The sequence below is a fragment of the Nocardioides sp. GY 10113 genome (assembly GCF_004919105.1).
Taxonomy (GTDB): Bacteria; Actinomycetota; Actinomycetes; order Propionibacteriales; family Nocardioidaceae; genus Nocardioides.
This window is the reverse complement of record NZ_STGK01000006.1, coordinates 231,501-256,627: the sequence shown is the minus strand read 5'-3', so window position 1 is coordinate 256,627 and position 25,127 is coordinate 231,501. Positions and strand designations below refer to the sequence as shown.

Annotated in this window: 27 protein-coding genes and 1 other RNA gene; 22 read left to right on the top strand and 6 right to left on the bottom strand. The window is 73.1% G+C overall.

What is annotated here, in order from left to right:
- Positions 1–28: 28 nt before the first annotated feature.
- Positions 29–1,267 (top strand): S8 family serine peptidase, encoded by a 1,239-nt coding sequence (locus tag E8D34_RS10565; protein WP_136594583.1) that lies wholly within the window; start codon positions 29–31, stop codon positions 1,265–1,267.
- An 18-nt stretch (positions 1,268–1,285) separates the two neighbouring features.
- On the opposite strand, the gene E8D34_RS10560 is transcribed toward E8D34_RS10565, so the two are convergent.
- Together E8D34_RS10560 and E8D34_RS10555 are read right to left on the bottom strand one after the other, a co-directional pair.
- Positions 1,286–1,723, bottom strand: coding sequence for a hypothetical protein (locus E8D34_RS10560; RefSeq protein WP_136594582.1), 438 nt, complete (start codon positions 1,721–1,723; stop codon positions 1,286–1,288).
- Positions 1,724–1,730: 7 nt separating this feature from the next.
- On the bottom strand, positions 1,731–2,321 hold the full coding sequence (locus tag E8D34_RS10555) for a sigma-70 family RNA polymerase sigma factor (RefSeq protein WP_136594581.1): 591 nt from the start codon (positions 2,319–2,321) through the stop codon (positions 1,731–1,733).
- Between the two features lie 209 nt (positions 2,322–2,530).
- On the opposite strand from E8D34_RS10555, the gene E8D34_RS10550 reads away from it, so the two are divergent.
- Together E8D34_RS10550 and E8D34_RS10545 are read left to right on the top strand one after the other, a co-directional pair.
- The gene (locus E8D34_RS10550; protein WP_136594580.1) at positions 2,531–4,129 is read left to right on the top strand and encodes a PQQ-binding-like beta-propeller repeat protein; all 1,599 of its coding nucleotides are present in this window, start codon (positions 2,531–2,533) and stop codon (positions 4,127–4,129) included.
- A gap of 815 nt (positions 4,130–4,944) precedes the next feature.
- Positions 4,945–5,640, top strand: a complete 696-nt coding sequence (locus tag E8D34_RS10545) for a hypothetical protein (protein WP_136594579.1) — start codon at positions 4,945–4,947, stop codon at positions 5,638–5,640.
- A gap of 58 nt (positions 5,641–5,698) precedes the next feature.
- Here the strand turns inward: E8D34_RS10545 and E8D34_RS20755 are convergent, their stop codons facing one another.
- Together E8D34_RS20755 and E8D34_RS10540 are read right to left on the bottom strand one after the other, a co-directional pair.
- The gene (locus tag E8D34_RS20755; RefSeq protein WP_168929399.1) at positions 5,699–5,848 is read right to left on the bottom strand and encodes a hypothetical protein; all 150 of its coding nucleotides are present in this window, start codon (positions 5,846–5,848) and stop codon (positions 5,699–5,701) included.
- A 424-nt stretch (positions 5,849–6,272) separates the two neighbouring features.
- Positions 6,273–6,785: a hypothetical protein gene (locus tag E8D34_RS10540; protein ID WP_136594578.1), complete on the bottom strand. Its 513-nt coding sequence runs from the start codon at positions 6,783–6,785 to the stop codon at positions 6,273–6,275.
- Between the two features lie 290 nt (positions 6,786–7,075).
- On the opposite strand from E8D34_RS10540, the gene E8D34_RS10535 reads away from it, so the two are divergent.
- From E8D34_RS10535 to E8D34_RS10490, 10 genes are all read left to right on the top strand, one after another.
- A complete protein-coding gene (locus tag E8D34_RS10535) occupies positions 7,076–8,344 on the top strand; it encodes an ATPase, T2SS/T4P/T4SS family (protein WP_136594577.1) in 1,269 nt (422 codons plus the stop codon).
- A gap of 7 nt (positions 8,345–8,351) precedes the next feature.
- Positions 8,352–9,200 (top strand): type II secretion system F family protein, encoded by an 849-nt coding sequence (locus tag E8D34_RS10530; RefSeq protein WP_136594576.1) that lies wholly within the window; start codon positions 8,352–8,354, stop codon positions 9,198–9,200.
- Positions 9,197–10,132: a type II secretion system F family protein gene (locus E8D34_RS10525; protein WP_136594575.1), complete on the top strand. Its 936-nt coding sequence runs from the start codon at positions 9,197–9,199 to the stop codon at positions 10,130–10,132. The genes E8D34_RS10530 and E8D34_RS10525 overlap by 4 nt, the downstream gene beginning before the upstream one ends.
- A 57-nt stretch (positions 10,133–10,189) precedes the next feature.
- The gene (locus E8D34_RS10520) at positions 10,190–10,399 is read left to right on the top strand and encodes a hypothetical protein (RefSeq protein ID WP_136594574.1); all 210 of its coding nucleotides are present in this window, start codon (positions 10,190–10,192) and stop codon (positions 10,397–10,399) included.
- A gap of 34 nt (positions 10,400–10,433) precedes the next feature.
- Complete coding sequence (locus tag E8D34_RS10515; RefSeq protein ID WP_136594573.1) at positions 10,434–10,853, top strand: TadE/TadG family type IV pilus assembly protein; 420 nt, start codon at positions 10,434–10,436, stop codon at positions 10,851–10,853.
- A gap of 35 nt (positions 10,854–10,888) precedes the next feature.
- On the top strand, positions 10,889–11,296 hold the full coding sequence (locus tag E8D34_RS10510; protein WP_240771280.1) for a hypothetical protein: 408 nt from the start codon (positions 10,889–10,891) through the stop codon (positions 11,294–11,296).
- Positions 11,289–11,741: a pilus assembly protein TadG-related protein gene (locus E8D34_RS10505; protein ID WP_240771278.1), complete on the top strand. Its 453-nt coding sequence runs from the start codon at positions 11,289–11,291 to the stop codon at positions 11,739–11,741. Before E8D34_RS10510 ends, E8D34_RS10505 begins: the two co-directional genes overlap by 8 nt.
- Before the next feature lie 151 nt (positions 11,742–11,892).
- Positions 11,893–12,480: a CAP domain-containing protein gene (locus E8D34_RS10500; RefSeq protein ID WP_136594570.1), complete on the top strand. Its 588-nt coding sequence runs from the start codon at positions 11,893–11,895 to the stop codon at positions 12,478–12,480.
- Between the two features lie 88 nt (positions 12,481–12,568).
- Positions 12,569–13,687, top strand: coding sequence for a peptide chain release factor 2 (prfB, locus tag E8D34_RS10495; RefSeq protein WP_136594569.1), 1,119 nt, complete (start codon positions 12,569–12,571; stop codon positions 13,685–13,687).
- Positions 13,688–13,810: 123 nt separating this feature from the next.
- The gene (locus E8D34_RS10490; RefSeq protein ID WP_136594568.1) at positions 13,811–15,190 is read left to right on the top strand and encodes a M15 family metallopeptidase; all 1,380 of its coding nucleotides are present in this window, start codon (positions 13,811–13,813) and stop codon (positions 15,188–15,190) included.
- Positions 15,191–15,223: 33 nt separating this feature from the next.
- Here the strand turns inward: E8D34_RS10490 and E8D34_RS10485 are convergent, their stop codons facing one another.
- Positions 15,224–15,844: a hypothetical protein gene (locus tag E8D34_RS10485; RefSeq protein WP_136594567.1), complete on the bottom strand. Its 621-nt coding sequence runs from the start codon at positions 15,842–15,844 to the stop codon at positions 15,224–15,226.
- A gap of 143 nt (positions 15,845–15,987) precedes the next feature.
- Here E8D34_RS10485 and ftsE point away from each other — a divergent pair, with 143 nt between their 5' ends.
- From ftsE to E8D34_RS10445, 8 genes are all read left to right on the top strand, one after another.
- A complete protein-coding gene (ftsE, locus tag E8D34_RS10480; RefSeq protein WP_136594566.1) occupies positions 15,988–16,677 on the top strand; it encodes a cell division ATP-binding protein FtsE in 690 nt (229 codons plus the stop codon).
- A gap of 55 nt (positions 16,678–16,732) precedes the next feature.
- Positions 16,733–17,668, top strand: a complete 936-nt coding sequence (ftsX, locus tag E8D34_RS10475) for a permease-like cell division protein FtsX (RefSeq protein WP_136594565.1) — start codon at positions 16,733–16,735, stop codon at positions 17,666–17,668.
- Positions 17,669–17,723: 55 nt separating this feature from the next.
- Entirely contained in the window at positions 17,724–19,010 is a 1,287-nt protein-coding gene (locus E8D34_RS10470) for a M23 family metallopeptidase (RefSeq protein ID WP_136594564.1), read from the top strand.
- Between the two features lie 246 nt (positions 19,011–19,256).
- Positions 19,257–19,769 carry an SsrA-binding protein SmpB gene (gene smpB / locus E8D34_RS10465; RefSeq protein ID WP_136594563.1) on the top strand — a complete coding sequence of 171 codons (513 nt, stop codon included), beginning with the start codon at positions 19,257–19,259 and terminating at the stop codon, positions 19,767–19,769.
- Positions 19,762–20,694 (top strand): amidohydrolase family protein, encoded by a 933-nt coding sequence (locus E8D34_RS10460; RefSeq protein ID WP_136594562.1) that lies wholly within the window; start codon positions 19,762–19,764, stop codon positions 20,692–20,694. The genes smpB and E8D34_RS10460 overlap by 8 nt, the downstream gene beginning before the upstream one ends.
- Before the next feature lie 15 nt (positions 20,695–20,709).
- Positions 20,710–21,080, top strand: a transfer-messenger RNA (tmRNA) gene (gene ssrA, locus E8D34_RS10455).
- 188 nt (positions 21,081–21,268) lie between these two features.
- On the top strand, positions 21,269–21,850 hold the full coding sequence (locus tag E8D34_RS10450) for a hypothetical protein (RefSeq protein WP_136594561.1): 582 nt from the start codon (positions 21,269–21,271) through the stop codon (positions 21,848–21,850).
- A gap of 375 nt (positions 21,851–22,225) precedes the next feature.
- Complete coding sequence (locus E8D34_RS10445; protein WP_136594560.1) at positions 22,226–23,845, top strand: methyl-accepting chemotaxis protein; 1,620 nt, start codon at positions 22,226–22,228, stop codon at positions 23,843–23,845.
- Between the two features lie 15 nt (positions 23,846–23,860).
- Here E8D34_RS10445 and E8D34_RS10440 read toward each other — a convergent pair whose 3' ends face one another.
- A complete protein-coding gene (locus E8D34_RS10440) occupies positions 23,861–24,283 on the bottom strand; it encodes a DUF1294 domain-containing protein (RefSeq protein ID WP_136594559.1) in 423 nt (140 codons plus the stop codon).
- Between the two features lie 112 nt (positions 24,284–24,395).
- Here E8D34_RS10440 and E8D34_RS10435 point away from each other — a divergent pair, with 112 nt between their 5' ends.
- Positions 24,396–25,115 carry an ABC transporter ATP-binding protein gene (locus E8D34_RS10435; RefSeq protein WP_168929398.1) on the top strand — a complete coding sequence of 240 codons (720 nt, stop codon included), beginning with the start codon at positions 24,396–24,398 and terminating at the stop codon, positions 25,113–25,115.
- The last annotated feature ends 12 nt before the right edge of the window (positions 25,116–25,127 follow it).

Sequence of the window (25,127 nt, the reverse complement as noted above, 5' to 3'; positions counted from 1 at the left end):
TGCGCCACGGCACCCGATCGGAGCGGGCATGGACACGGAGACGTCACCGGAGCAGCACGATCCCTCGGACGAGTACGACAAGGAGCGGGACGAGCGGGCCCGGGTCCAGCTGAGGGTGATCCAGGAGTCCCTCGAGGACGTCGGGGTCGCCCTTCCGAAGGGCAGCGACGACCCGGCCGACTGGCTCTACCTGTACCGGCGCAGTCGGATCCTGGTCCGCGACGCGGACCTGCCGCGGGTCCTCGACGCGCTCGAGGGCCGCGGGGAGGTCGACTCCGCGCTGGTCAACGGCGTGACCCGGGTGGTCGTGCAGACCGACGAGGAGCTCCCGGCCGTGCTCGCGGACCTCGACCGGCGCCTGGGCCCGGGGGTCGCGACCCCCGATCACGTCCTCTACGTGACCGCCAAGGGCACCTGCTGCCCCGCGACGGAGCCCCTGGAACCACCCGGCACGGCGCCGCTGCCGGCGGTCAACACCGTCACCACCGACGGTGCCGGCGTCTTCGTCTCGGTCGTCGACACCGGCTGGTACGCCGACGCCGCGACCAGTCCGCTCACCCCCTGGCTGGCCGGGGTGACCGGCGACCCGGAGGTGATCGACCCCGCGAACATCCATCCGTACGGCGGCCACGGCACGTTCATCGCGGGTGCCGTCCGCTGCCAGGCGCCGTCGGCCGAGGTCCGGGTCGAGGGCTTCCTGCCGAAGGGCGGCGCCGTCTACGAGTCGGACATCGTGGTCCAGCTCTGCGAGGCGCTGGCGCTGGGCCCGGACATCATCAGCCTGTCGGCGGGGGCCCGGACCCGCGGGGACCGGCCGCTGGTCGGCTTCGAGGTGTTCTGGAGCAACTTCCTCAGCCAGGTGAGCGGCACCGTGCTGGTCGCCGCCGCGGGCAACGACAGCACCCGGGCGCCGTTCTGGCCGGCGGCGTTCCCGTGGACGATCGGCGTGGGCGCGATCGACGCGGCGGGCAACCGTTCGTCGTACTCGAACTTCGGCAGCTGGGTGGACGTCTACGCGCTCGGCGACGACCAGGTCAACGCGTTCCCGGTCGGGGACTACGTCGCCCACGAGCCCCCCTTCGTCGGGCAGCAGCGGTCCTTCAAGGGGCTGGCGCAGTGGAGCGGCACCTCGTTCGCGACCCCGGTCGTGGCGGGGATGATCGCGGCCCGGATGAGCCGATCCGGGCTGAGCGCGCGGCTGGCCGCCGACGAGCTGCTCGCCGAGGCCCGGGCGAACGCGATCCGTGGGGTGGGGCCGGTCCTCTGAGCCGCGGGGCCCGCCGGCTCAGAGGGTCAGCCAGCCGGTGGAGCGGACCCGGGTGCCGTCGTCGACGGTGATCCGGAGCGGTCGATCGTCCGGCAGCGGCACCGTGAAGACGCCGGAGGCGTCGGTGTCGGCCTCGGCCACGGTGTCGCGGCCCCGGACCGCGATCCGGCAGGCCCGGCCGGGCACCACCTGGCCGACCAGGATGCCCTCGTCGACCTCGACCTCGAGGGTCAGGTCGTCGGCCTCGAAGCCGAGCACACGGGGTCCGTCCCCGGCGCCACGGACCAGCACCTCCTCGGTCAGCGCGGAGTCGTGCGCCAGGCCCATCAGCTCCTCGTCGATGGTGCGCCAGGCGAAGGCCGCCCGCGCGGCCGTCCGATCGGTCTCGGTCACCGAGCCCGCGACCGCCTCGGTCAGCGCCTGCATCAGCAGGTCGTCGTCGTCCCACGTGGTCATGGCACGATCACCTCCCCTCGTCCGCGGACGGGCTCGCCAGGAGCCGCCGCATTGCCGTCGTACGTCGTAGCTGGTCCAGCGCCCGGGCCCGGGTCGGCCCGATGCTGCCGATCGGGATCCCGAGCCGCTCGCTGATCTCCCGATAGGCCAACGGAGGGTCGACCATCAGCAGCATCAGCAGCTCGCGGCGGTCCGCCGGCAGCTCGTCGAGCGCGGCGCGCAGCGCCTGGTGCCGCTCCGCCAGGATCAGGTCCTCGGTGGGGTCGGGCTGGTCGTCGGCCCGGTCGAACACGGTCGTGGCCTGGGGGTCGTGCGCGACGGTGCGACCGGACCGGGTCAGGGCGCGGGCGCACTCGTGGCGGGTGGTGGTCGCGATCCATCCGGGCAGGGCCCGGGGTTCGCGGAGGTCGTCGAGGTGCTCGACCAGCCGCAACCACACGGTCTGGTTGACGTCCTCGCCCTCGGCGCGGGGCAGCCGGGCGCGGGCGATCAGCGCCCGCACCAGGGGCAGGAATCGCTCCACCAGCGCGTCCCACGCTGCCTGGTCGCCGCTGCGGGCGGCGGCCACGAGCGCGGCGACGGCGTCGGAGTCGTTCAACGTCGCCTCCTCGGACCTGGTCGGTCCCACGAGGCTCTCACGTAGCTGGTGCACAACGGGAGGAGCAGCGGCGGGGTCGGTTGATACGTCGCGGCGGGGAGCGGCCTAGCCCGGACGGGCTATGTGACGTACGTCACATCACCGCTACGTTGGTGGGAGCCCCGTGCCCCTCGGGCGACCTGCCCGGCGCGGGACGACAGGAGGCGACGATGGCTCTGACGAGGTGGACGCGGTGGACGCGCACGCAGAGGATGCTGCTGGCCGCGGTGGCGGCGGGCACGCTGGTGATCGCCGGACAGGTCGCTGCCGGGGCGGCGCCACCGGGCGGCTCCGGCTGGTCCTCGGCCGGCGGCGACCGGCAGAACACCCGCTCCGCGAAGACCGAGTCGAAGATCTCGCCCGCGACCGTCGGCGACCTGGGTGTGTCCTGGGTGCTGACCACCGGCGGTGACGTCTCCGCCACGCCCGCGGTGGACGGCGAGCGGGTCTACGTCCCGGACTGGGCCGGCAACCTGTACGCCGTCGACCGCCGTACCGGCGCCGTCGACTGGACCCGGACGATCGCCGACTACACCGGCGTCGCCGGCGACAAGGCGCGCGCCACGCCCGCGATCGCCGGTGACCTGCTGGTCCTCGGCACGCAGGGCGGGACGACCGGTGGCGGCGGGAACATGCTGGCCATCGACAAGGACACGGGCGACCTGGTCTGGAGCACGCAGCTGGACGACCACCCGGCCGCGATCATCACGCAGTCGGCGACCGTCTTCGACGGCGTGGTCTACGTCGGCGTCGCCTCCAACGAGGAGGGCCGCGCGTTGATCCCGGGCTACGACTGCTGCTCGTTCCGCGGCAGCATGTCCGCGCTCGACCTGGACACCGGGGTCATCCTCTGGAAGACCTACACCGCGCCCGAGGGCTTCCCGGGCAACGCCGTGTGGGGCAGCTCGCCCGCGATCGACGTGAAGCGCGGCTCGGTCTACATCGCCACCGGCAACAACTACGACGTCCCGGACGACGTGCTGGCCTGCGTGGAGGCGGCCGGCGACGACCCCGACGCGAAGCAGGCGTGCCTGCCCGCCGACAACCACTTCGACTCGGTCCTGTCGCTGGACATGCGCACGGGCGAGATCAAGTGGGCGACCAGGGCGCTGCCGTACGACGCCTGGACGGTCGACTGCATCCCGTTCTTCGGCGACGGGGACAACTGCCCGGAGCCGGCCGGCCCCGACTACGACTTCGGCCAGGCACCGGCGCTGTTCAAGGCCTCGTCGGGCGACGGCCCGGCACGCGAGCTGGTCGGGGCGGGGCAGAAGAGCGGCCAGTACTGGGCGCTCGACCCCGACACCGGCCAGGTCGTCTGGGTGACCCAGGCCGGGCCGGGTGGCACCGCGGGTGGCCTGCAGTGGGGATCCGCCGTCGACGGCCAGCGGGTCTACACCGCCAATGCCAACAGCGGCGCTGTCCCGTGGACGCTGCCCGACGGCTCTACCACCGCCTCCGGGGTCTGGTCCGGGCTCGACGCCTCGACCGGTCTCGTGGAGTGGCAGACCGCACCGCCGAACGGCGGCGGCGCGTCGGGGCCGGTGACCACCGCCAACGGCGTGGTCTTCGGCTGCGCGCTGGACGCGGCCGGGTACATGTACGCGATGGATGCGGCCACCGGCGACGTGCTCTGGTCGTTCGCCAGCGGCGGCTCCTGCCTCTCCGGGGCGGCGATCTCCAACGGCAGCGTGTTCTGGGGATCGGGCTACAGCAACCTCGGCCTGGGCACGCCGAACAACCAGCTGTACGCGTTCTCCCTGCAGTGACCTGAGAACGGGGACGGGCTGCCGGGCGTCGACCTTGTCGGCGCCCGGCAGTGTCTCAGTGGCCTCCCGGGACCTTGTCCTCTGGGCGGCGGATCTTCCGAGCGCGACGCTGGCGGCATCCGGGGGTCGCTCGGGCTGGGCCACGTTCTCTCATCGTCGGCTCGGGCAGGCTTCGACGGGCCAGGGAGGTGCCGGTGTTCCGCACGTTGCTCATCGTCTCGGCCGTCTTGGGCGCGGCCGCAGCAGCCTCCGTGCTGGGGGTGTCCAACGCCTCGCCAGCTCCAGCCGGCGAGCCCACCTGGGGTGCGCCGCAGGTGATCTCGACGCCGGGCACCGGAGGCGACCATCCAACGGTGGCGGTGGACGCGGCGGGCGACACGACCGCCGTGTGGACGCGGGGTCGCAGGGTGTTCGCCGCGCGGCGGCCGGCCGGCGGTCGCTGGCGGGCCCCGGTCGAGATCGGCTGGGGAAGGTACGCATCGCCCCAGGTCGGTGCCGACGCTCGTGGCAACGTCACCGTGGTCTGGGCGGGAGGTCCTCGGTGGCGGGTGATGGGTGCGCGCCGACCTGCGGGCGGACACTGGAGTCGCCCGGTCGCGCTGTCCGAATCCGGTCACGGGCCCTACGCCGGGCCGGTCGCACAGGACCCCTTGCTGGCGGTGGGCCGGGGCGGTGCTGTGGTCGTGGGCTGGCTGTATACCCGGTGGGAGGACGAGTCGCCGTTCCGCGGTCGCGCCGAAGCGGTGTATCGGCCCGCTCGAGGACGGTGGTCGGCCCCACGCGTCCTGGCTCGCAGGGTGTATCACGGGCCGAGTGTGGGCATCGATGCCCGCGGTGACGTGACGGCGGTCTTCGAGGGTGCCCGGGGCCGGGTGCGGGCGGTCCGTCGGGTCGTCGGGCGTGGGTGGTTGGCGTCGGTTCCCCTGTCCCCGGGGCAGCACGGGTGGGTCCAGGCCGACGTCGCCGTCGATGCTCGGGGCGACGCGACCGCCATCTGGGACAGCGACGGCAAACAGAGGGCTGTCAGTCGACCCCACCTCGGTCGGTGGTCCACCCCTGTCAGGGTGGATGCCTCCGGCGCGAGCGCCGACGTCTGGACCCTCACGATGGACGATGCCGGAACCGCCCTCGTCGTGCTCTCGGACGCGGAGGGTCGAATCAGCGTGCGGAGCAAGCCGCTCCACGGCGACTGGCGACGGCCGGAGATGGTCCAGGCGGCCGGCAGCACCGAGTTCTCGGGACTGGCGGTCAACCCTCGAGGCGACGCGTTGCTCACGTGGACGGAGGGGGACTGGGCCACCTTCACCCACCTGACCAGGCACGCCGCCTACCGACCACGCGGCGGGACGTGGGGGGCGCCACGCCGGGTCGCTCGCGCCGAGTTCGCGTCGGTCGCCCTCGACCGCACGGGAGACGCCACAGCGGTCTGGGGCCGGAGCGGGGGGATCGGTCGGATCTGGGCGCGGACCATGACGGCACCCGCGCCTTTGGTCGCCGCTGGGATTCCGTAGATCGATCGGCACGAGTCGCGAGGTGTCGCACCGGACCATCGGCGGCCGCGCCGGCGGCTCAGAGGTCCCAGTCGTCGAAGAGGCCGCCCTGCTGCGCTGGCCGGCGGCTGCTCGATCGGTGCGACGGGGCCTCGAGGTCCGCCCAGGTCACTGCGCGCAGCGTCGCCATCACACGGGCGGCGAGGTCCTCGAGGATCGCGGTCAGCACGCGCTTGCGGTTCCCTCAGTTCGTCCACGGCATCGCGGTGGTGCTGATACACGCCCGCGACCTCCCCGCTCGTCTCGAGCATGCCGTCGAACGGCGTCACGCTCTGGTGGAGCTTCGCCGTGTTCTCCAGCACCCAGAGCAGGGTGCTGCGGGCGGCCAGCGGGCCCTCCTCGGCGGGCAGGCACTCCGGTGCGTGGGTGATCTCCTGGCCCCACTCCTTGAGGTGGTACGGCGAGTCCGCGCCCGCCGACGCCACCAGCAACTGGTCGGGGGACGTGGAGGGGTGGTCGGGACGGACCTGTCGAACCGGCTGCACATCCACCTCGCTGTCTGGCGTCGTCGTCCAGCGCTCCACCGGTCGGCGGGACGGCAGCGGCCACCCTCGACACGATCGCGGATCGCGGGGCGGTCCGCTCCTCGCGCGTCAGTAGCGCTCGAGCTCCTGCCAGCCGTCCTCGACGGACGTGCCGTGGGCCAGGTCGATCCAGTCGAGGACGAACGTGCGACCGATCCGCAGCTGCTCGTCGTCCGGCGTCCACCCACGGGTGTCCAGGCGCGCCTGCAGGTAGGCGACGGCCGGCTCGGGCAGGTGCAGGTCGACCATCGCGAGCGCGACGCCGGGGTGGGGCACCATGCCGGTCAGGCGCGCGAGCAGCTCCTCGATGTCGAGGTCGGCGAGGTTCCGGCTGTCCGCGCTGAGCGCGTCGAGGTAGTGGCCGAGGTCGGCGTCGTCGATCAGCTCCGCGAACGCGGCGGCGTCCTCGATCGCCGGGGCCGGGTCCGTGCGGTCGACGAGCTCGGCCAGCTCGGTGAGCGTGATCGGCCCCTCCTGTGCGGCCCGGTGGCACTCCACGACGATCTTCATCGCCCAGAGCGAGGTGAGGAATCCCGCGAGCCTCGCGGTGGTCGGGTCGGTCTGGTCGGGTTCGATGATCACGCCTCCGTGCGGTGAGGTGCCTGCTGGAGTGCGGGCAGTCTGCCGGGCGGTGGCGCGGAACGTGGGGTGAACGCGCCGGTCCACGTCACATGGACTTCCCCCCGGAATCGCGCGATCAGGGGCGGAGATCCATGTGACGTGGCGTTCCCCGGCACCCGCCCCGCCCGCCGGCCGGGCTAGACCGCTGCCGCTCCGCCGCGGCGCTCCGCGCGCGGCTCTCCACAGGCCCGCGGGCAAACCGCCCCGCGCCCCCGGAGGGGCCGCTAGTTTGCGGCATCCACCAGGTCAGCATGGGGGTTGACGTGGCACTGCTCCAGGACGCGCACTCGCCGGACGACGTCGTCGGCCGGCTCGACGACGCGCTGCGCGCTGCCGTGCGGTCCGAGGGGATCGACCCGCAGCGCACCCCGGCGGCGGTACGGCGGATCGCGGTCGGCCTGGTCCGCGAGCACGACGAGCGCAGCCTGACCGGCGCGGTGGCGCCGCTGGCCGACCCCGACGCCGTGGTGGCCGAGCTGGTCGCCCGGGTCGCCGGGTTCGGGCCGCTGCAGCCGCTGCTGGACGACCCCACCGTCGAGGAGCTGTGGATCAACTCCCCGGACCGGGTCTTCGTGGCTCGTCGGGGCCGCCACGAGCTGACCAACCTGGTGCTCACCGAGGAGCAGGTGGCCGAGCTGGTGGAGCGGATGCTCAAGACCACCGGACGGCGGATCGACCTGAGCCGGCCGTTCGTGGACGCGATGCTGCCGGCGGGGCACCGGCTGCACGTCGTGCTGGAGGGGATCAGCCGGGGGTTCTCGGCGGTGAACATCCGCAAGTTCGTGGTCCGGGCGACGCGCCTGACCGAGCTGGTCGAGCTGGGCAGCCTGACCCCGGAGGCCGCGCGGTTCCTGGAGGCGTCGGTGCGGGCCGGGCTGAACATCCTGGTCGCCGGCGGCACCCAGGCGGGCAAGACCACGATGCTCAACTGTCTGGCCGCGGCCATCCCCGGATCGGAGCGGGTGATCTCGGCCGAGGAGGTCTTCGAGGTGCGGTTCCCGCACCCGGACTGGGTCGCGCTGCAGACCCGCCAGGTCGGTCTGGAGGGGACCGGCGAGATCCGGCTCCGCGACCTGGTGAAGGAGGCACTGCGGATGCGCCCCTCGCGACTGATCGTGGGGGAGGTGCGGGCCGAGGAGTGCCTGGACCTGCTGCTCGCGCTCAACTCGGGGCTTCCCGGGATGTGCACCATCCACGCCAACAGCGCCCGGGAGGCGCTGACCAAGGCCTGCACGCTGCCGCTGCTCGCGGGCGAGAACATCTCCGCGCGGTTCGTGGTGCCGACGGTCGCCGCCTCGGTCGACCTGGTCGTGCACCTCGGCATCGACCCCGGCGGCGCCCGACGGGTCAACGAGATCGTCGCTGTGCCGGGCCGGATCGAGAACGAGGTGATCGAGACCGAGCCGATCTTCGAGTCCCGGGACGGTCGACTGGTCCGCGGGATCGGCATGCCGCCGCGCCTGGAGCAGTACCGCCGGGTCGGGATCGACCCGGGCCGACTGCTGAGCGGCGCGGGCTGAGGCACCGATGGGTACGCTGGTGGGCCTCGGTGTCGGGCTGGGCGGGCTGCTGATCTGGTCGGCGTTCGCCTGGCCCGCCACGCCGCGCTCCCCTCGCCCCGGGCGGCTGGCCGCCCTGCTCGCCGAGGCGGGACTCGGCCAGGTCACGGACCGCTCGCTGCTGATCGTCTGCCTCGGCGCCGGTGTGGCGGGTGCGTTCGCGGGGCTGGTGCTGACGGCGATCCCGGCGGTGGGGGTCCTGTTCGGCGGCGTCGCCGTCTACCTCCCGGTCGCGCTGGTGCGGGGCCGGGCGCGGCGCCGTCGCCGCGAGCTCGCCCACCTGTGGCCCGACGCCGTCGACGACCTCGCCTCCGCCGTACGGGCCGGGATGTCGCTGCCGGACGCGGTGGCCGCGCTCGGCGTGCGCGGCCCCGAGGCGCTGCGGGAGTCGTTCGCCGCGTTCGCGCTGGACTACCAGGTCACGGGGCGCTTCGGGGACTGCCTGGACCGGCTCAAGGCGCGCCTGGCCGACCCGGTCGGCGACCGGGTCGTGGAGTCGCTGCGGATCGCGCGCGAGGTCGGCGGTGGCGACCTCGGGCGGCTGCTGCGCAACCTGTCGGGCTACCTGCGCGACGACATCCGCACCCGCACCGAGCTCGAGGCCCGGCAGTCCTGGGCGGTCAACGGGGCCCGGGTCGCGGCCGCGGCGCCGTGGCTGGTGCTGCTGATGATGGCCAGCCAGCCCGAGGTGATCGCCCGCTACCGGACCCCTGCCGGGGTGCTCGTGCTCGCCGTGGGTGCCCTCGTCTGCGCCGTCGCCTACCGGATCATGGTGCGGGTCGGGCGCCTGCCGGCCGAGCGGCGGATCCTCGCATGAGCCCGGTCGTGGCCGGCGGGCTCGTCGGTGGGATCGCCGGGGCCGGGCTGCTGCTGGTCGGCGCGCGGGTGGTCGCCCTGCGCCGGGCGCCGCTGGAGGCCCGGGTCCTGCCGTACCTGCGCGACATCGTGCCCGACCAGGACCGGGCCCCGGCCGCGGCGGCCACGGGCGCCGCCGCACTCCTGGCGCTCGTCCGACCCGCGTTGACCGTCGCGGCGAACACCGTCGAGCGCGTCCTGGGCGGCGCGGCATCGGTACGCCGGAGGCTCGATCGCGGCGGGATCGCGATGACCGTGCCGGAGTTCCGCGTGCAGCAGGTGCTGTGGGGGCTGATCGGGTTCGGCGTGGCCGCCGGGATCGCGGTGCTGCAGTCCCTCAGCGGGACGGCCGACCCGCTGAGTGCGGCGATCTTCTGCGCCAGCGCGTTCGTCGGCGGGGTGCTGCTCCGGGACAACCGGCTCACCGCCCAGGTACGGCGGTACGAGCGCGCGATCGTCGACGAGTTCCCGGCGGTCGCCGAGCTGCTGGCCCTGGCGGTGGCTGCCGGCGAGGGGCCGGTCGCGGCGCTGGACCGGGTGGTGGCCCGCAGCAACGGGGAGCTCGGGCGAGAGCTCGGCGGCGTGCTGGCGGCGATCCGCACCGGCGAGCCGGTGGCCGAGGCGTTCGACCGCCTGGCGGCGCGCACCGGCGTGCCGGTGGTGGCGCGCTTCGCCAACGGCGTCGCGGTGGCGGTGGAGCGGGGCACGCCGCTGGCCGACGTGCTGCACGCCCAGGCCGGTGACGTGCGGGAGGCCGGCCGGCGAGCGCTGATCGAGCAGTCCTCGCGCAAGGAGATCGCGATGATGGTCCCGGTCGTGTTCCTGGTGCTCCCGGTCACCGTGCTGTTCGCCTTCTGGCCCGGCTTCGTCGGCCTCACCCTAACCGCCCCCTGACCCTTCTCGCCCGGCGCGGGGTCGCGTCGGGCGCCGCTCCCACCGGAAGGAACCACCATGGATCGACGCACATCCCTCGCCCGTCCGCTCAGCAGTCCGCTCGCCCGAGTGGGCGCCCGTCTGCGCAGGCGCCGCGGCCAGCGCGGGGACGTCCCCGGATGGGTGCTGATCACCGTGATGACGATCGGGGTCGGCGTGGGTCTGTTCAAGCTCGCCGAGCCGCAGCTCACCGCGATGCTGCAGTCCGCGCTGAGCTCGGTCCAGTGAGGGGCGGACCCGTGCGGCCGGAGCCGCCGCCGGGATGACCCGGCACCGCCGTACGGCGCGCGGACGCGCCGCGCGCGGACGCGCCGAGCGCGGCAGTGCGCTCGTCGACTTCGTGCTCGCGATCGTCGTGCTGGTCCCCGTCTTCCTGGGCCTGGTCCAGGTGGCCCTCGTGCTGCACGTGCGCGCCACGCTGGCCGCCGCCGCGGCCGAGGGTGCGCGGCTGGCGGCGACCGCCGACCGCGGCCCGGCCGACGGGGTGGCCCGGACGTGGGAGCAGGTCCGGGCGGCGCGCGTCGGCGGGTTCGCGACCGCGGTGACGCCGGGCTACGCGACGGTCGACGGCGCCCCGGTGATCGAGATCGTGGTCCACGCCGAGGTGCCGGCGCTCGGCCTGGGCGGGCCCGCGGTCGCCTTCGACGTCGCCGGGCACGCGGTCCGCGAGGGCACGTCGTGAGGCCGGCCGGTCGGTCCCAGCGGGGCAGCGCGTTGGTGGAGATCACCTGGATCGGGATCCTGCTCCTGCTGCCGCTGCTGTGGCTGGTCCTCGCGGTCTTCGACGTCCAGCGCGGCGCCTTCGGCACCAGCGGCGCCGCCCGCGCGGCGGCCCGCGCCTACGCGCTGGCACCGAACGACCAGGTCGGCGAGGAGCGCGCCCGGGCCGCGGCGCGGCTGGCGCTGGCCGACCAGGGGGTCGAGGGGGAGCCGGTGCTCTCGTTCGACTGCACCCCGCGACTCGCGAGCTGTCACAGCGGCACGGCGGTGGTCACGGTCCGGGTGAGGACCACGGTGGAGCTGCCGGGGTTCCCCGATGTCTTCGGCGGCGGGACGCCGCGGTTCCGGCTGGACTCGGCCCACACGGTCCCGATCGGGCGGTTCCGGGAGATCGACGGTGGCTGAGAGGAGCGAGCGCGGCTCCTCGCTGCCGCTGATCATCGCCTTCTTCACGGTCGTGCTGGTGCTGGTGGTCGTGGTGATCGACGCCAGCGTCGCCTACCTGCGCCGCCAGGAGCTCGACGCGCTCGCCGACGGCGCGGCCCTGCAGGGGGCGGACCTCGGGGCGCAGGGCGACGCGGTCTACCGGGGCGGCCTCGGCGAGGGGAGCCTGGAGGTCTCGCCGGCGCAGGCGCGCCGTGCGGTCGAGGAGTACCTGCGCGACGTCGGCGCCCACGCGCAGCACCCCGGCCTGGTGGCCTCCGTGCGGGTCGAGGGCGACCGGGTGCTGGTGACGGTCTCGGCGCCGGTGGACCTGCCGTTGCACGTGCCGGGCGTGCCGCTGCGTCCGGCGGTGACCTCGACCGCGTCGGCGGAGGTGCACCTCGACCTCGTGGTGCCCGGACCGTGACCGGTCCGGCGGCCCGGGTGGCCGACTGACCGTTCGGCCCCCGCAGCCGGGACGATGGCCCGAACTTCCGCCCTGCCCTTGAGTCCGACTTTCCAGCCGCCGAACTCAAGGCAGGCCCGCTCGGGTGGGCCTGACACCGGGGGAGGTCGGGTTGACGCTGACAGAAGAGCTGTCGACGCAGGCGGTTGCGCACCAGACGGCGCGGGACGCCGCGCTGCCGGATGCGCGGGTGAGGCGGTGGTGGCACCATCCGCCGCTGCACCTGCTGGTTGCCGCGCCGTTGGCAGTGTTCATCGTGCTCTCGACCGTCCTCATCGGTGGGGTGACCACCACGATGGTGCCGACGGCGCTGGCCGACGTCCCCGGCCAGACGGCGCCGAAGCTCACCAGCTCGGTGGTCACCCTCACGAACGAGAAGCGCGCGCAGCACAGCCGGGCGCTGCTGCGGCGCCAGCGGTGCCTGGAGCGGTTCGCCCAGCGACAGGCGCGCCGGCTCGCCCGGATCCACCGCCTCGAGCACCAGCCGCTGAAGCCGATCATGCGCCGCTGCAAGGTGTGGAGCGCGGGGGAGAACCTGGCCATGGGGTACGCCGACGCGCGGGGCGCCGTGCGCGGCTGGATGCACTCGCCGAGCCACCGCTTCAACATGCTCTACCCGAAGTACCGGCTGATCGGGGTCGGTGCCGCGCAGGACCACCAGGGGATCTGGTGGGTCGCGCAGGTCTTCGGGCGCAGCTGACCCGCCCTGCCCTCCGCGCCGCACTCCGCCCCGCCACGGGTGGGCGCGGTTCGCCACTGCGGCCTGCGGGGACGTAGTCTTGCCCCTTGTGGCAGCCACCGACTTCGACGCCGAGATCAAGCAGCTGACTGCGACGATGCACACCATCGAGCAGGTCCTGGACCTGTCGAAGATGGAGGCTGACATCGCCGACCTCGAGCAGCAGGTGGCAGCGCCCGACCTGTGGGACGACCAGGCCAACGCGACCAAGGTGACCGGGAAGCTCTCCGCCCTGCAGGGGCAGCTCGAGCGGTTCCGCACCCTCCAGGGCCGCATCGACGACCTCGGCGTGCTCGCCGAGCTGGCCGCCGAGGAGGCCGACGCCGACACCCTCGCCGAGGCCGACGCCGAGCTGACCCGGGTCAAGAAGGACGTCGAGGCGCTCGAGGTCCGCACCCTGCTCTCGGGCGAGTACGACGAGCGCGAGGCCATCGTGACCATCCGCTCCGGCGCCGGCGGCGTCGACGCAGCGGACTTCGCCGAGACCCTGATGCGGATGTACACCCGCTGGGCCGAGCGCAACAAGTACCCCGTCGAGGTCTTCGACGTCTCCTACGCCGAGGAGGCCGGCATCAAGTCGGCCGAGTTCGCGATCCACGCGCCCTACGCCTACGGCACCCTCTCGGTCGAGGTCGGCACCCACCGCCTGGTCCGGATCAGCCCGTTCGACAACCAGGGCCGGCGGCAGACGTCGTTCGCCGCGGTCGAGGTCGTGCCGCAGCTCGAGCAGACCGACGAGATCGAGGTCGACGAGAACGAGATCCGCACCGACGTCTTCCGCTCGGGTGGCCCCGGCGGCCAGTCGGTCAACACCACCGACTCGGCGGTCCGCCTCACGCACCTGCCCACCGGCATCGTCGTCTCCTGCCAGAACGAGAAGAGCCAGCTGCAGAACAAGGCGGCGGCGATGATCGTGCTCAAGGCCAAGCTCCTCGCCAAGAAGAAGGCCGAGGAGGCGGCGCTGAAGAAGGACCTCAAGGGCGACGTGGCCGCCAGCTGGGGCGACCAGATGCGCAACTACGTGCTCAACCCGTACCAGATCGTCAAGGACCTGCGCACCGGCCACGAGACCGGCAACCCGCAGGCGGTCTTCGACGGCGACATCGACGGGTTCCTCGAGGCGGGCATCCGCTGGCGCCGCGGCGCCGAGCAGGCCGAGGCCAACTGACGCCCGTCGGCTGACCCACGCGGCTGCCGCAGGATGGCGGCGCCCTGGCGCGCCGCCGCCGGTCGGCGCGCGCCGACTGGCAGGCTGCTCCCGCCGGACTCGGCCGGACGTGAGGTGGGAGGCATGCGGAGCTACGGGGTGGTCGCCGGACTGTTGACCCTGCTGGTCGCTGCCGGCCTGCTGGTTCCCGCGGCCGCCGAGACGTACGCGGGAGGGCCCACGGAGCTGACCGCGGCCGCGCCCGCAGCCGTCGCCGGCACCGCCGCGCCCGTCACGCTGACGCTGACCGGTGACGGCCTGCCGGTGCCCGGTGCCGACCTCACGGTCGAGCGCCGCACCTCCGGCTCCTGGGCCCCGTTGGCGGTGGTCACCACCGACGCCGACGGTGCGGCAGTGCTCGAGGTCACCCTGGCGACCCGGCCCGCCGACAACCGCGTCCGCGCCCGGTACGACGGCGACGCGGAGCACGACGCCGCCTCGGTCACCCTCTACCTGGCGTTGCGGCGTGCCGTGAGCCGGCTGCGGCTGACCGGGCCGGCGACGGTCGTCGACGAGACCAGCGCGACCCTGACCGCGCGCTGGCGGGCCGCGCGCCTTCCCGTGGCGGGTCCGGTCCGGCTGCAGCAGCGTCGCGGCGGCGGGTGGCACACGGTCCGCAGCCGCCGTACCGGCGCCGACGGCGAGGTCGGGTTCCGCGTCGCGCCGCGCACCGACAGCCGATGGCGGGTCGTCGCGGACGCGCTGCCCTGGGCCACCGGTGCCCGCAGCGCCGTGCACGCGCTGGAGAACCTGCCGCCGGGGACACCGGTGTCGCTGCCCCGCGCCGCCCCCGAGCCCCGGGTCGCGCTGCCCCGCCAGGCACGCGCGGTCGGCGCCGGCGCGCGGCCGACGATCACCCCCATCCCGCGTGGCGTGTGGCGACAGATGAGGGGGAACAGCTGGCACCGGGGGTGCCCGGTCGGGCGTGCCGGACTGCGGCTGCTGCGGATCAACTACTGGGGCTACGACGGCTATCGCTACCGCGGCGAGCTGGTCGCCGCGGCGGAGGCGATCGCGCAGATGGCGGACGCCCTCGCCGCGATGTACCGGCGCCAGCTGCCGATCCGCTCGATGTACCGCGTGGACCGCTTCGGCTGGTCCCAGCGGCTGCGGGGCGCCGACGACTACGCCTCGATGGCCGCCGGCAACACCTCCGCGTTCAACTGCCGCGACGTCGTCGGGCGCCCGGGCGTGCGGTCGCCGCACGCCGACGGTCGCTCGCTCGACGTCAACCCCTGGGAGAACCCCTACCGGTCGCAGCAGGGCGTCCACCCGAACCGGTGGTGGCTGACCCGCTCCGACCCGCGGGTCGCGTGGCGCTCCCGCGGCCACGCGGTGGTCCGGGTGATGGCCCGGAACGGGTTGCGCTGGACCTACGGGCTGGGCGACCTCCACCACTTCGACGCGGCCGTGGCCGGCCGTCGGCTCGTCCCGCGCGGCTGTGCCGACGCGGTCTGCCACTGATCCTGCCGGCAGGACCGGTCAGGAGACGGCCGGTCAGGAGACGGCGGCGGCCTTCGCGACGGCCACGCACCACCGTCCGGCGCGCTGCGTCAGCTCCTGCTCCGGCGTACTGCCGGGGAGGGTGAGCCGGCAGGTCAGCCAGGCGTCGCCGATCAGGCCGGCGTAGGTGAGGGTGGCCGACTCGCCCGGGCACAGCACGGCGCTGCTGGGCCCGCCCAACGCCGGCGCGTCCGCGACCCGCCGGCAGCCGTCGCCGGGACGGGCGCTGGCCAGCTCCCGCGCCCGGGCCGCGGTGACCGGGGGAGCGAACACCCAGCCCTCGGCCCGGCCGCGGCCGGCGCGGTAGCTGCAGCCGTACTCGTGCACCACGTCGCGGCTGCCGTCGACCTGCACCCGGTCGCCGTTCGCGTACGCGGACGCCTTGCCGGCCTCCTTGCCGAGCGCCTCGGTGACCGCCTCGGCGACGATCCGCGAGCAGAAGTCGGCGCGCGCCACCGCGACCGCGGTGGCGTCGTAGTCGGCCAGGTCCGTGCCGGTGTACGCCGGCGGGGGAGGCGCGGGGGCGGTCGGGCCGCCGGCCAGGAGGACGCCCACGGCCACCGGGACGAACGTGAGCAGCACTGCGAGCAGCAGCGCCCGCAGGACCGTGGGCACGGTAGGAACCTTAGGACCTGCCTCCCAGCCCGGATCCACCGATGGTGACCTACCACGCGACACCCAGGGGCGCGCTCGCCGCGACGCACCGGCTCACCGGGGCATTTCCCACCGATTCCCATCGGTCGCGTACCGTCTGACCGGTGATTCGCTTCGAGAAGGTCACCAAGCGGTACCCGGGCCCCGGTGCGCCGGCCCTGGACCAGGTGACGATCGACATCGACAAGGGCGAGTTCGTCTACCTGGTCGGCAGCTCCGGCTCGGGCAAGTCGACCGCTCTGCGGCTGGTGCTGCGCGAGGTCCGGCCGACCAGCGGGCGCCTCTACGTCGCCGGCAAGGAGATCAACCGGATGGCCGGCTGGAAGGTGCCGCGGCTGCGCCGACAGGTCGGCACCGTCTTCCAGGACTTCCGGCTGCTGCCCAACAAGACCGTCGCCGAGAACGTGGCGTTCGCGCTGCAGGTGATCGGCAAGTCCCGCAAGGAGATCAACCGGGTGGTCCCCGAGACCCTCGAGCTGGTCGGCCTCAAGGACAAGTCCGAGCGGATGCCCGACGAGCTCTCCGGCGGCGAGCAGCAGCGCGTCGCCGTCGCCCGCGCGTTCGTCAACCGGCCGATGATCCTGATCGCCGACGAGCCGACCGGCAACCTGGACCCGACCACCTCGGTCGGGATCATGAGCCTGCTCGACGACATCAACGGGACCGGCACGACCGTGGTCATGGCGACCCACGACCACGGCATCGTCGACCAGTACCGCAAGCGGGTGATCGAGCTGGACCACGGCCGCGTGGTCCGCGACGAGGCCTCGGGAAGCTACGGCTTCCAGCACTGATCAGCCCCGCCCACCCAGCACCGCCGGCACGGACACCCAGGAGACACTCCCTCCCATGCAGTTGCGCTATGTCTTCACCGAGCTCAGCAACGGTCTGCGTCGCAACCTGACGATGCACCTGGCCGTGGTGCTGACGCTCTTCGTCTCCCTCGCGCTCGCGGGCACCGGGATCATGCTGCAGCGCCAGGCCGCCCTCACCGAGGACACCCTCGGCAGCGAGCTGCAGATCCTGGTCAACCTCTGCACCGAGAACGACCCGTCCAAGAACCCCAACTGCGCCGGTGGCGAGGTCACCGACGCCCAGCGGGACCGGATCGAGGGCGCGTTCGACGACAGCCCCGAGGTCGCCTCCTTCGACTTCCAGAGCAAGGAGGAGGGCTACGACAAGGCCAAGGAGATCCTGCCGGCGGAGGTCTTCGCCGGCCCCAACCCCGTGGTCACGGTCGACAACTGGCCGGCGGCGTACTGGGTGACGCTGGCCGACCCGACCAAGGCCGACGGCGTGATCAGCGCCGTGCAGGGCCTCGACGGCGTCTCCTCCATCAAGGACCAGCGCGAGGCGCTCGGCCAGATCTTCGGCATCATGCAGGCGCTCCGGGTGGGGTCCTGGATCGGATCCGGCGTGCTGCTGCTGGCCGCGCTGCTGCTGGTCGCCAACACCATCCGGCTGGCTGCGCTGGCCCGGCGCCGCGAGATCGCGATCATGCGACTGGTCGGTGCCTCCACCCTCTACATCACGCTCCCGTTCCTCCTCGAGGCGCTGGTCACCGCCGCGGTCGGCGTGGCGCTGGCCGGAGCGGCCCTGGCGGGCTTCCAGTACTTCGCGATCGAGACCGGGATGGCCGAGATCGTCACGTTCCTGCCGTGGATCGACTGGAACGACTGGACGCAGGCGATGATCGGCCTGTGGCCCCCGGGCATCGCCCTGCTCGGCCCCGCGCTGACGGTGATTCCGACACTCCTGCTGACCCGCAAATACATCAAAGTCTGACCCCCGCCGGCTACGGTCTCAGGCGTTCTCTTCCCCGAACACCGAAGGTCAGATCGTGCGCTTCTTCCCCAGCGCTCGGCGGTCCGGTCCTGCCGTCCGTCGCAGTCCTGCCCGGTACGCCGGCGCGTCCCTGGCCGTGGCCCTCGCCGCCGCCTCGCTGTCCGGCCCGACCGCGCACGCCGACGACACCGGTCAGCTGAAGAAGCAGCAGAAGCAGGTCCAGGGGCAGATCCACCAGGCCCACGACGACCTGCACGAGTCGAGCCGGGCCGTCGCCCGGCTCACCCGCCGCCTGGAGCAGGCCACCAGCCGGCTGCGCTCCGCGCGCACCGAGCTGGAGTCGGTGCGCGGTGAGCTGGACGACGCGCGGGACCTCGCCCACCGGCTCGCCGAGCGCCTGGAACGGGCGGAGGCCCGGTTCGAGGAGGCGGTCGCCGAGGTCCGCCAGGCCCGCGAGGACGTCGCCGCCCAGCGCGAGCAGACCCGCAGCACCGCGATCGGCATCGCGACCGGGGGCAACCCGCAGCTGGCGATGGTCTCCAGCTACCTGAGCTCCGGCTCGGTCCGGGAGATCATGATCAACGAGACCGGCAACGCGGTGGTGGTCGGCCGGGAGGCGCACATCCTCGACGGTCTGGTCGCGGCGGAGGAGGCCCTGGAGCTGCACCGCGACGAGGTGCGCGAGGCCCGCGACGCGGTGGCCGCCAGCCGGAAGGCGGCGCAGCAGAACGTCGAGCAGGTGCGGACGCTCGTCGGCCGCGCCCGAGACACCAAGAAGCAGGTCCGGGTCCTCGTCTCACGGGCCGGCACCGCCCGCCGGTCGGCCGTGCGCGCCCGCGAGCGCGACCGCGCGGCGCTCCAACGCCTGGAGAAGCGCGAGGAGCGGATCAAGCAGCAGATCATCGAGGCGTCCCGGCAGCAGTCCGGCAGCTACAACGGCTCCACCGGGGGCCTGCTGCACCCTCCGGCGAGCGGCCGCGTCACCTCCCCGTTCGGCTACCGGGTGCACCCGATCTACGGCTACTACAGCCTGCACAACGGCACCGACTTCGCCTCCCCCTGCGGTTCGTCGGCCTGGGCGGGCGCGTCGGGCACCGTGATCAACGAGTACTACGACCAGGTCTACGGCAACCGCCTCTACCTGGCGATCGGCCGGGTGAACGGCGCGTCGATCACGCTGGTCTACAACCACCTCAGCAGCTACGACGTCGGCGTGGGGGCGCGCGTCTCCCGCGGCCAGGTGATCGCGCGCACCGGCACCACCGGCTGGTCCACCGGCTGCCACCTGCACTTCACTGTGCTCAAGAACGGCAACCCGGTCGACCCGTCGCCGTACCTCTGACCATGGGCCGAGCGTGTCTTCGCTTCGCTCGACACGCTGCCGGCCGCGCGGTCGAGGTCCGCTCGGTGCCCGGTGGTCTGGCGTCTTGCCCTGTCGGCACGCGGAGAAGCTCGCTCGCGGCCTCCGGTCGCTTCGCTCCCTGCGGACCGCTTGCTTCGCGTTCCCCGCGGTAGCCGACCCGAGGTCTGGTCGGTTGAGTGCCGGTCGGTTTCGATCCGGTTGCCCTCGACTGGGAGAATGGCGCCCATGTCCGCGAAGTCCGGGGGAGCGAAGCCCGACAAGAACATCGCCGAGGGTCGCAAGCTCATCGCCTCGAACAAGAAGGCGCGCCACGACTACCAGATCGAGGACACCTACGAGGCCGGCCTGGTGCTCCAGGGCACCGAGGTGAAGTCGCTGCGGATGGGCCGGGCCAGCCTGGTCGACGGGTTCGTCGACATCGAGAACGGCGAGGCGTGGCTGCACGCCGTGCACATCCCCGAGTACGCGCAGGGCACCTGGACCAACCACGCCGCCCGCCGCAAGCGCAAGCTGCTGCTGCACGCGGCGGAGATCGCCAAGATCGAGCGCCGGATCACCGAGAAGGGCCTCACCGTGGTCCCGCTCAGCCTCTACTTCGTGAAGGGCCGGGCCAAGGTCGAGATCGGCGTCGCCAAGGGCAAGAAGACCTGGGACAAGCGGCAGGCGATCGCCTCCCGCGAGGCGGACCGCGAGAAGCAGACCGAGCTGGGCCGCCGCCTCAAGGGCATGCGTGACTGATCTCGCCCACGACGCCGCCGAGGCGCGCGCGTTCTGGGAGCGACTCGGCCTGCCCGGGCTGATCGACCTGCACGCCCACTTCCTGCCGCCGCCCATCGAGAAGGCGGTCTGGCGGGAGTTCGACGGCGGCGGCGAGCTGATCGGGCGCGAGTGGCCGATCCGCTACCGGCTGCCGGCGGAGGACCGCGTGGCCTTCCTCCGCGAGGCCGGCGTACGCCGCTTCTCCACGCTGCCCTACGCCCACAAGCCGGGCGTCGCCGGCTTCCTCAACGACTGGTCGCGCGACTTCGCGGCCGAGGTCCCCGAGGCGCTGCGCTCGGCGACCTTCTACCCCGAGCCGGAGGCCGCGGACTACGTGCCGGCCCTGGTCGCCGACGGCGTCGAGATCTTCAAGCTGCACCTCCAGGTCGGTGGCTACCACCTCGACGACCCGCTGCTCGAGCCGGTCTGGGGCACCCTGGCCGACTCCGGTGCGCCGATCATGGTGCACGCCGGGTCGGGGCCGGTCGGGACGCCGTACACGGGGCCCGACTCGACCGCGCGGGTGCTGGCGCGGCATCCGCGGCTGCGGCTGGTGATCGCCCACATGGGCTCTCCGGAGTGCGGGGAGTTCCTCGCCCTCGCCGAGCGGTACGACGGCGTGCACCTGGACACGTCGATGGCGTTCACCCACTTCTTCGCCGAGGACGCGCACGCCCACGGCCACGGCTACCCGCCCGACCTCGTGCCGCGGTTGCGCGACCTGCAGGGCCGCGTGGTGTGGGGCTCGGACTTCCCGACGCTGCCGTTCCCCTACGGCCAGCAGCTCGCGTGGCTGGCCGCCACGGGCCTCGGCGAGGACTGGCTGCGCGACGTCTGCTGGCACAACGCGCTGCGGCTCCTGGGAATCCCGCGCGCGGCCGCGGGGTTGTACCCCGTAGACTGACCGCACAACTCAAGAGGGGCTGATCGGTTTCGACTTGGGACGTTAGTTCCAGGGGAAGCGGGTCGAGAAGCCAGCGTCATCTCGTAAACGATCGCTGGAAACCAATAACTGCCAACGCTAAGCGCAGTTCCTTCGCTCTCGCCGCCTGACGCGGTGATCGAAGCGTCTGACCGGGCATCCGTCTCCGTCCCGGACCCAGGCGTCATCTAGGAGACTTGCTGATCCACTGCTGTCAGGGTGGTTGATCGGGACTCAAACCTGACTGAGCCTGTCGGTGACGTGTCCGTGCGAGCACCGGGGCTGAGAACACGACATCACGGACTGCACCCGGAGAAGACCTGGATCGACGCTCGAGGACCGGGGTTCGATTCCCCGCAGCTCCACCAGCCAGCATGCTGGACCCCACGAGAGGGCCTGGACCGCACCGCGGTCCGGGCCCTCTCGCGTGTCTGGACCAGGTGGCCGATGCGGCCGCGCGGGTTGACGGTGCGGTGCCGAGCCCGAAGGATGCGAAGGGCCACCGCCTCCGGTGGCGCACCGGCTGGATCCCCTTCCCACACATTGGAGCGCGCTCATGCGTCGACCCGGGTATGCCGATATCGCGTCCACCCTCGCCCTCTTCCTCGCCGTCTCGACGGGCGGCGCCTACGCCGCGGGCCTGATCACGGGCAAGGACATCAAGAACGACTCGGTGAGATCCGCCGACGTCGCCGGCCTCAAGGTGAAGGACACGGCGAAGAACTTCCTCCCCGGGGCCCGGATGGAGGCTGGGACGGTGCCCCTGAACGGCTCCAACAACGCCGTGGACATGAGCGTCCAGGGGTACGACGTGGGCGGTCTGTACACCCCCGGCGACGACAGGATCGTCGTGAAGCAGGCCGGCCGCTACGCGGTCAAGGGCAGCATCTGCTGGGGCTCCGGGACCGACGACGGAGGCAGCGACATCGCCATCGTCGTCAATGGGGAGGTGAAGCTGTTCAGCGGTCAGGACAACCCGGGCGCCGGCTATCGCAACCAGGACGTCGGGGAGGTGCTGAAGCTCGCCAAGGGCGACTCCGTCGAGCTCTTCTACTGGAACTACGGCGCGAACACGAACACCTGCTCCTGGATAGCGGGCCCGCAGGCGTACCTCGAGGTGCAGATGATCTCGCGCTGAGCGAGGGCCGCGCGCTCGCCCGCGAGCCGGCCGCCGACGGGATCCCCGTCGCGGCGACGTTCGGGGTCCTCGACATCGCCCGCCAGGCCCTCCTGCCCTTGGCCGGCCCGTCCGGTCGCGAACGCCCACCCTCGAGGCGGGCCCCTCTGACCTGCGCGAACGGTGCGGGGCGGGGGTGGTTCTCGTGCGGTTCCAGCGCGTTCTCGGCACGCACGGGACATCGGCCCTGGCGAGTCGGGCCCGTTCGGTTTGTTTCGGGCCCGACGACTTGTGGTTGACGTTTCATCCAGGCCTGCACGCGCCCGATGTGCCGGGCAGTACCAGTGCCTGTCGTCGCGCTCGACCCGCGTGGCGCTCGCCTCGAAAGGCAGAACCATGAGCTCTCCCCGCCCCTCCTCGCCCTACGTGTGGTTCCGCGACCTGGGTGTCCGCACCAAGGTGCTCACCGCGGTGACCCTCGCCGCCGCCGTGGCGCTCGTCGTCGGCGTGATGGGCCTGCGCTCGCTCGGCGCCTCGGCCGACGCCGCGCAGGCGATCTACGAGACGAACCTGCACGCCGTCGAGGCGACCGCGGACATGGAGGCGGCGATCTTCGACATGCGCCAGAAGGCTCGCGACGCGCTGATCGCGCCGACGCGCGCCGGCACGCGGGCGGCGCTGTCGCAGATGCGGTCCGACCTCGCGGAGTTCGACGCCGCGGTGGACCTCTACACGGAGGCCACGGGCCTGAGCGGCAGCCGCCGCGAGACGCTGGCGTCGCTCGTCGCCGCCGTGGACGACTACCTCGACCAGCAGGACACGGTGATGGCGCCGCTCGCGCTGGCCGGCGACAGCGACGCCTGGGTCGCCGCGAACGACGAGGTGATGAGCCCGCTGACCACGACGATGACCGAGTCCTCGGACGCGCTGACGGCGCTCGAGCGCAGCGACGCGGCCGAGGCAGCGTCGGCGGTGCGCGACACCTACCAGACCAACCGGCTCGTCGTCTGGGCGCTGCTGGCCATCGGCCTCGTGCTCTCCCTCGGTCTCGGCTGGTGGGTCTCCGCGGCGCTCTCGCGCCGGGTCGCCACCGTCAAGCACGTCGTCGACGCCCTCGCCGAGGGTGACCTGACCCGGCGCGCGGGGATCGACGCCCAGGACGAGGTCGGCCAGATGGCCGCGAGCCTCGACCTCGCCACCGAGAGCCTGCGGGTGCTGCTGGAGAAGGTGATGACCTCGGCCGACACCGTCGCCACCTCCTCCGGTGACCTCTCGGCGACCTCGCAGCAGATCGCCGCCGGCGCCGAGGAGACCAGCGTGCAGGCGGTCCTGGTTTCCGAAGCGGCCGAGGAGGTCTCGCGCAACGTCGCCACCGTCGCCGCCGGCGCGGAGCAGATGGGCGCCTCCATCCGCGAGATCGCCGTGTCGGCGGCCGAGGCCGCCCGGGTCGCCGCCGAGGCCGTGTCGACGGTCGAGGTGACCAACGAGACCGTCGCCAAGCTCGGCATCAGCAGCCGGGAGATCGGCAAGGTCGTCAACGACATCACCGCGATCGCCGAGCAGACCAGCCTGCTGGCGCTCAACGCGAGCATCGAGGCGGCCCGTGCCGGTCAGGCGGGGCAGGGCTTCGCCGTGGTGGCGGGCGAGGTGAAGCAGCTCGCCCAGCAGACCGCGCGGGCCACCGAGGACATCGCCCGTCGGGTCGAGACGATCCAGGTTGACGCGGGCGGTGCCGTCGAGGCGATGGGGGAGATCGCAGGCGTCATCGGCTCGATCAGCGACTACCAGACGATGATCGCCGCCGCCGTCGAGGAGCAGACGGCCACGACCAGCGACATGTCCCGCAGCGTCGCCGAGGCCTCGCTCGGCACCGGCGAGATCGCCCAGAACGTCACCGGCGTCTCCGCGGCGGCGGAGACCACCACGAGGGCGCTGACCCAGGCCCACGCCGCGGTCGACGCGCTGGCCGAGCTGGCGGGCTCGCTGCGCACCTCGGTCGGCCAGTTCCGGACCTGACCCGGGCGGGCGCCGCTACCCGAGCAGCGCCACGAACGCGGCGAGGGCCGCGCAGTTGGCGACCACGGTGACCCAGAAGAGGCTGCGGAAGGGCTGCTTGACGGTCTTGTGGCGCAGCGCCTGCCGGGCGACCAGCGCGCCGGGCCAGCCGCCGACCAGCGCCAGGGCGTGCAGCGTCGACTCCGGGGTCCGCCACCACCGCCACCGGCCGTGCTCGGCGGCCGACTTGTCGGAGCGGTACACCACGAACGCGACCACGCTGAGCACGCCGTACGCCGCGAGCAGGACGGCAGGCACCTCGTCGAGGAGCACGAGGACACCGAGCACCCCGTAGAACGCCGCGGCAACGGCCGACGCGCGGCGCGTGGCCCTGCGGGCGGCGGGGGAGCGACCGCTGCGCCGGTCGGCTGCTCGCGGGTCTCCGGGTCGCCTGGACATGGCCGAACGGTAGCGGCGCCGGACGAGATGCCCCGCCGACAGGGGCCGATCGGCCCTGCCTGGAGACCGTCGCGCGCTCGATCCTTCAAGGGACCGAGCGCGGGAGCAGCCCATGAGCGAAGCGATGACCAGTCGGCAGGCGGCCGCGACGACCCGACCGCCGCTGATCGAGCTGTCCGGCGTCGAGAAGACCTTCCGGACCGGGAAGCTGGAGTACCGCGCGCTGCGCGGCGTCGACCTGCGGATCGGCCACGGCGAGATGGTCGCGGTCGTCGGTCCGTCCGGCAGCGGGAAGTCGACGGTGCTCAACATGATCACCGGGATCGACCGGCCCACGGCCGGCTCGATCTACTTCGACGGCTCCCGGATCGACGACCTCAGTGAGGAGCGGCTCGCCGTCTGGCGCGGCGAGCACGTCGGCATCGTCTTCCAGTTCTTCCAGCTGTTGCCCACCCTGTCGGCGCTGGAGAACGCCGCGCTCCCGCTCGACTTCCTGCGCCGCGGGTCCACGCGGGAACGGTTCGAGCGGGCCCGGCGCAACCTCGAGGCGGTCGGGCTGGGCGACAAGGTCGACCACCTGCCCGCCGAGCTCTCCGGCGGCGAGCAGCAACGCGTCGCGATCGCCCGCTCGCTCGCGGCCGACCCGGGGCTGATCGTCGGCGACGAGCCGACCGGCAACCTCGACTCGGCGACCGCCGACGAGATGTTCCGCCTGCTGGTGCGACTCAACGAGCAGGGCAAGACGGTGCTGTTCGTGACCCACGACCGCGACCTGGCCGCCCGTGCCCCGCGGGTCGTCGAGATCCGCGACGGCCGCGTGGTCCGGGACTGAGCGGGAGTGACC

What these genes read in the sequence shown, in the direction of transcription:
- E8D34_RS10560 (WP_136594582.1), bottom strand. Translation starts at nt 1,723, where the DNA reads ATGACCACGTGGGACGACGACGACCTGCTGATGCAGGCGCTGACCGAG.
- E8D34_RS10565 (WP_136594583.1), top strand. Translation starts at nt 29, where the DNA reads ATGGACACGGAGACGTCACCGGAGCAGCACGATCCCTCGGACGAGTAC.
- E8D34_RS10515 (WP_136594573.1), top strand. Translation starts at nt 10,434, where the DNA reads ATGACCCGGCACCGCCGTACGGCGCGCGGACGCGCCGCGCGCGGACGC.
- E8D34_RS10440 (WP_136594559.1), bottom strand. Translation starts at nt 24,283, where the DNA reads ATGTCCAGGCGACCCGGAGACCCGCGAGCAGCCGACCGGCGCAGCGGT.
- E8D34_RS10435 (WP_168929398.1), top strand. Translation starts at nt 24,396, where the DNA reads ATGAGCGAAGCGATGACCAGTCGGCAGGCGGCCGCGACGACCCGACCG.
- E8D34_RS10550 (WP_136594580.1), top strand. Translation starts at nt 2,531, where the DNA reads ATGGCTCTGACGAGGTGGACGCGGTGGACGCGCACGCAGAGGATGCTG.
- E8D34_RS10445 (WP_136594560.1), top strand. Translation starts at nt 22,226, where the DNA reads ATGAGCTCTCCCCGCCCCTCCTCGCCCTACGTGTGGTTCCGCGACCTG.
- E8D34_RS10535 (WP_136594577.1), top strand. Translation starts at nt 7,076, where the DNA reads ATGGGGGTTGACGTGGCACTGCTCCAGGACGCGCACTCGCCGGACGAC.
- E8D34_RS10525 (WP_136594575.1), top strand. Translation starts at nt 9,197, where the DNA reads ATGAGCCCGGTCGTGGCCGGCGGGCTCGTCGGTGGGATCGCCGGGGCC.
- E8D34_RS10490 (WP_136594568.1), top strand. Translation starts at nt 13,811, where the DNA reads ATGCGGAGCTACGGGGTGGTCGCCGGACTGTTGACCCTGCTGGTCGCT.
- E8D34_RS10450 (WP_136594561.1), top strand. Translation starts at nt 21,269, where the DNA reads ATGCGTCGACCCGGGTATGCCGATATCGCGTCCACCCTCGCCCTCTTC.
- ftsX (WP_136594565.1), top strand. Translation starts at nt 16,733, where the DNA reads ATGCAGTTGCGCTATGTCTTCACCGAGCTCAGCAACGGTCTGCGTCGC.
- smpB (WP_136594563.1), top strand. Translation starts at nt 19,257, where the DNA reads ATGTCCGCGAAGTCCGGGGGAGCGAAGCCCGACAAGAACATCGCCGAG.
- E8D34_RS10520 (WP_136594574.1), top strand. Translation starts at nt 10,190, where the DNA reads ATGGATCGACGCACATCCCTCGCCCGTCCGCTCAGCAGTCCGCTCGCC.
- E8D34_RS10530 (WP_136594576.1), top strand. Translation starts at nt 8,352, where the DNA reads ATGGGTACGCTGGTGGGCCTCGGTGTCGGGCTGGGCGGGCTGCTGATC.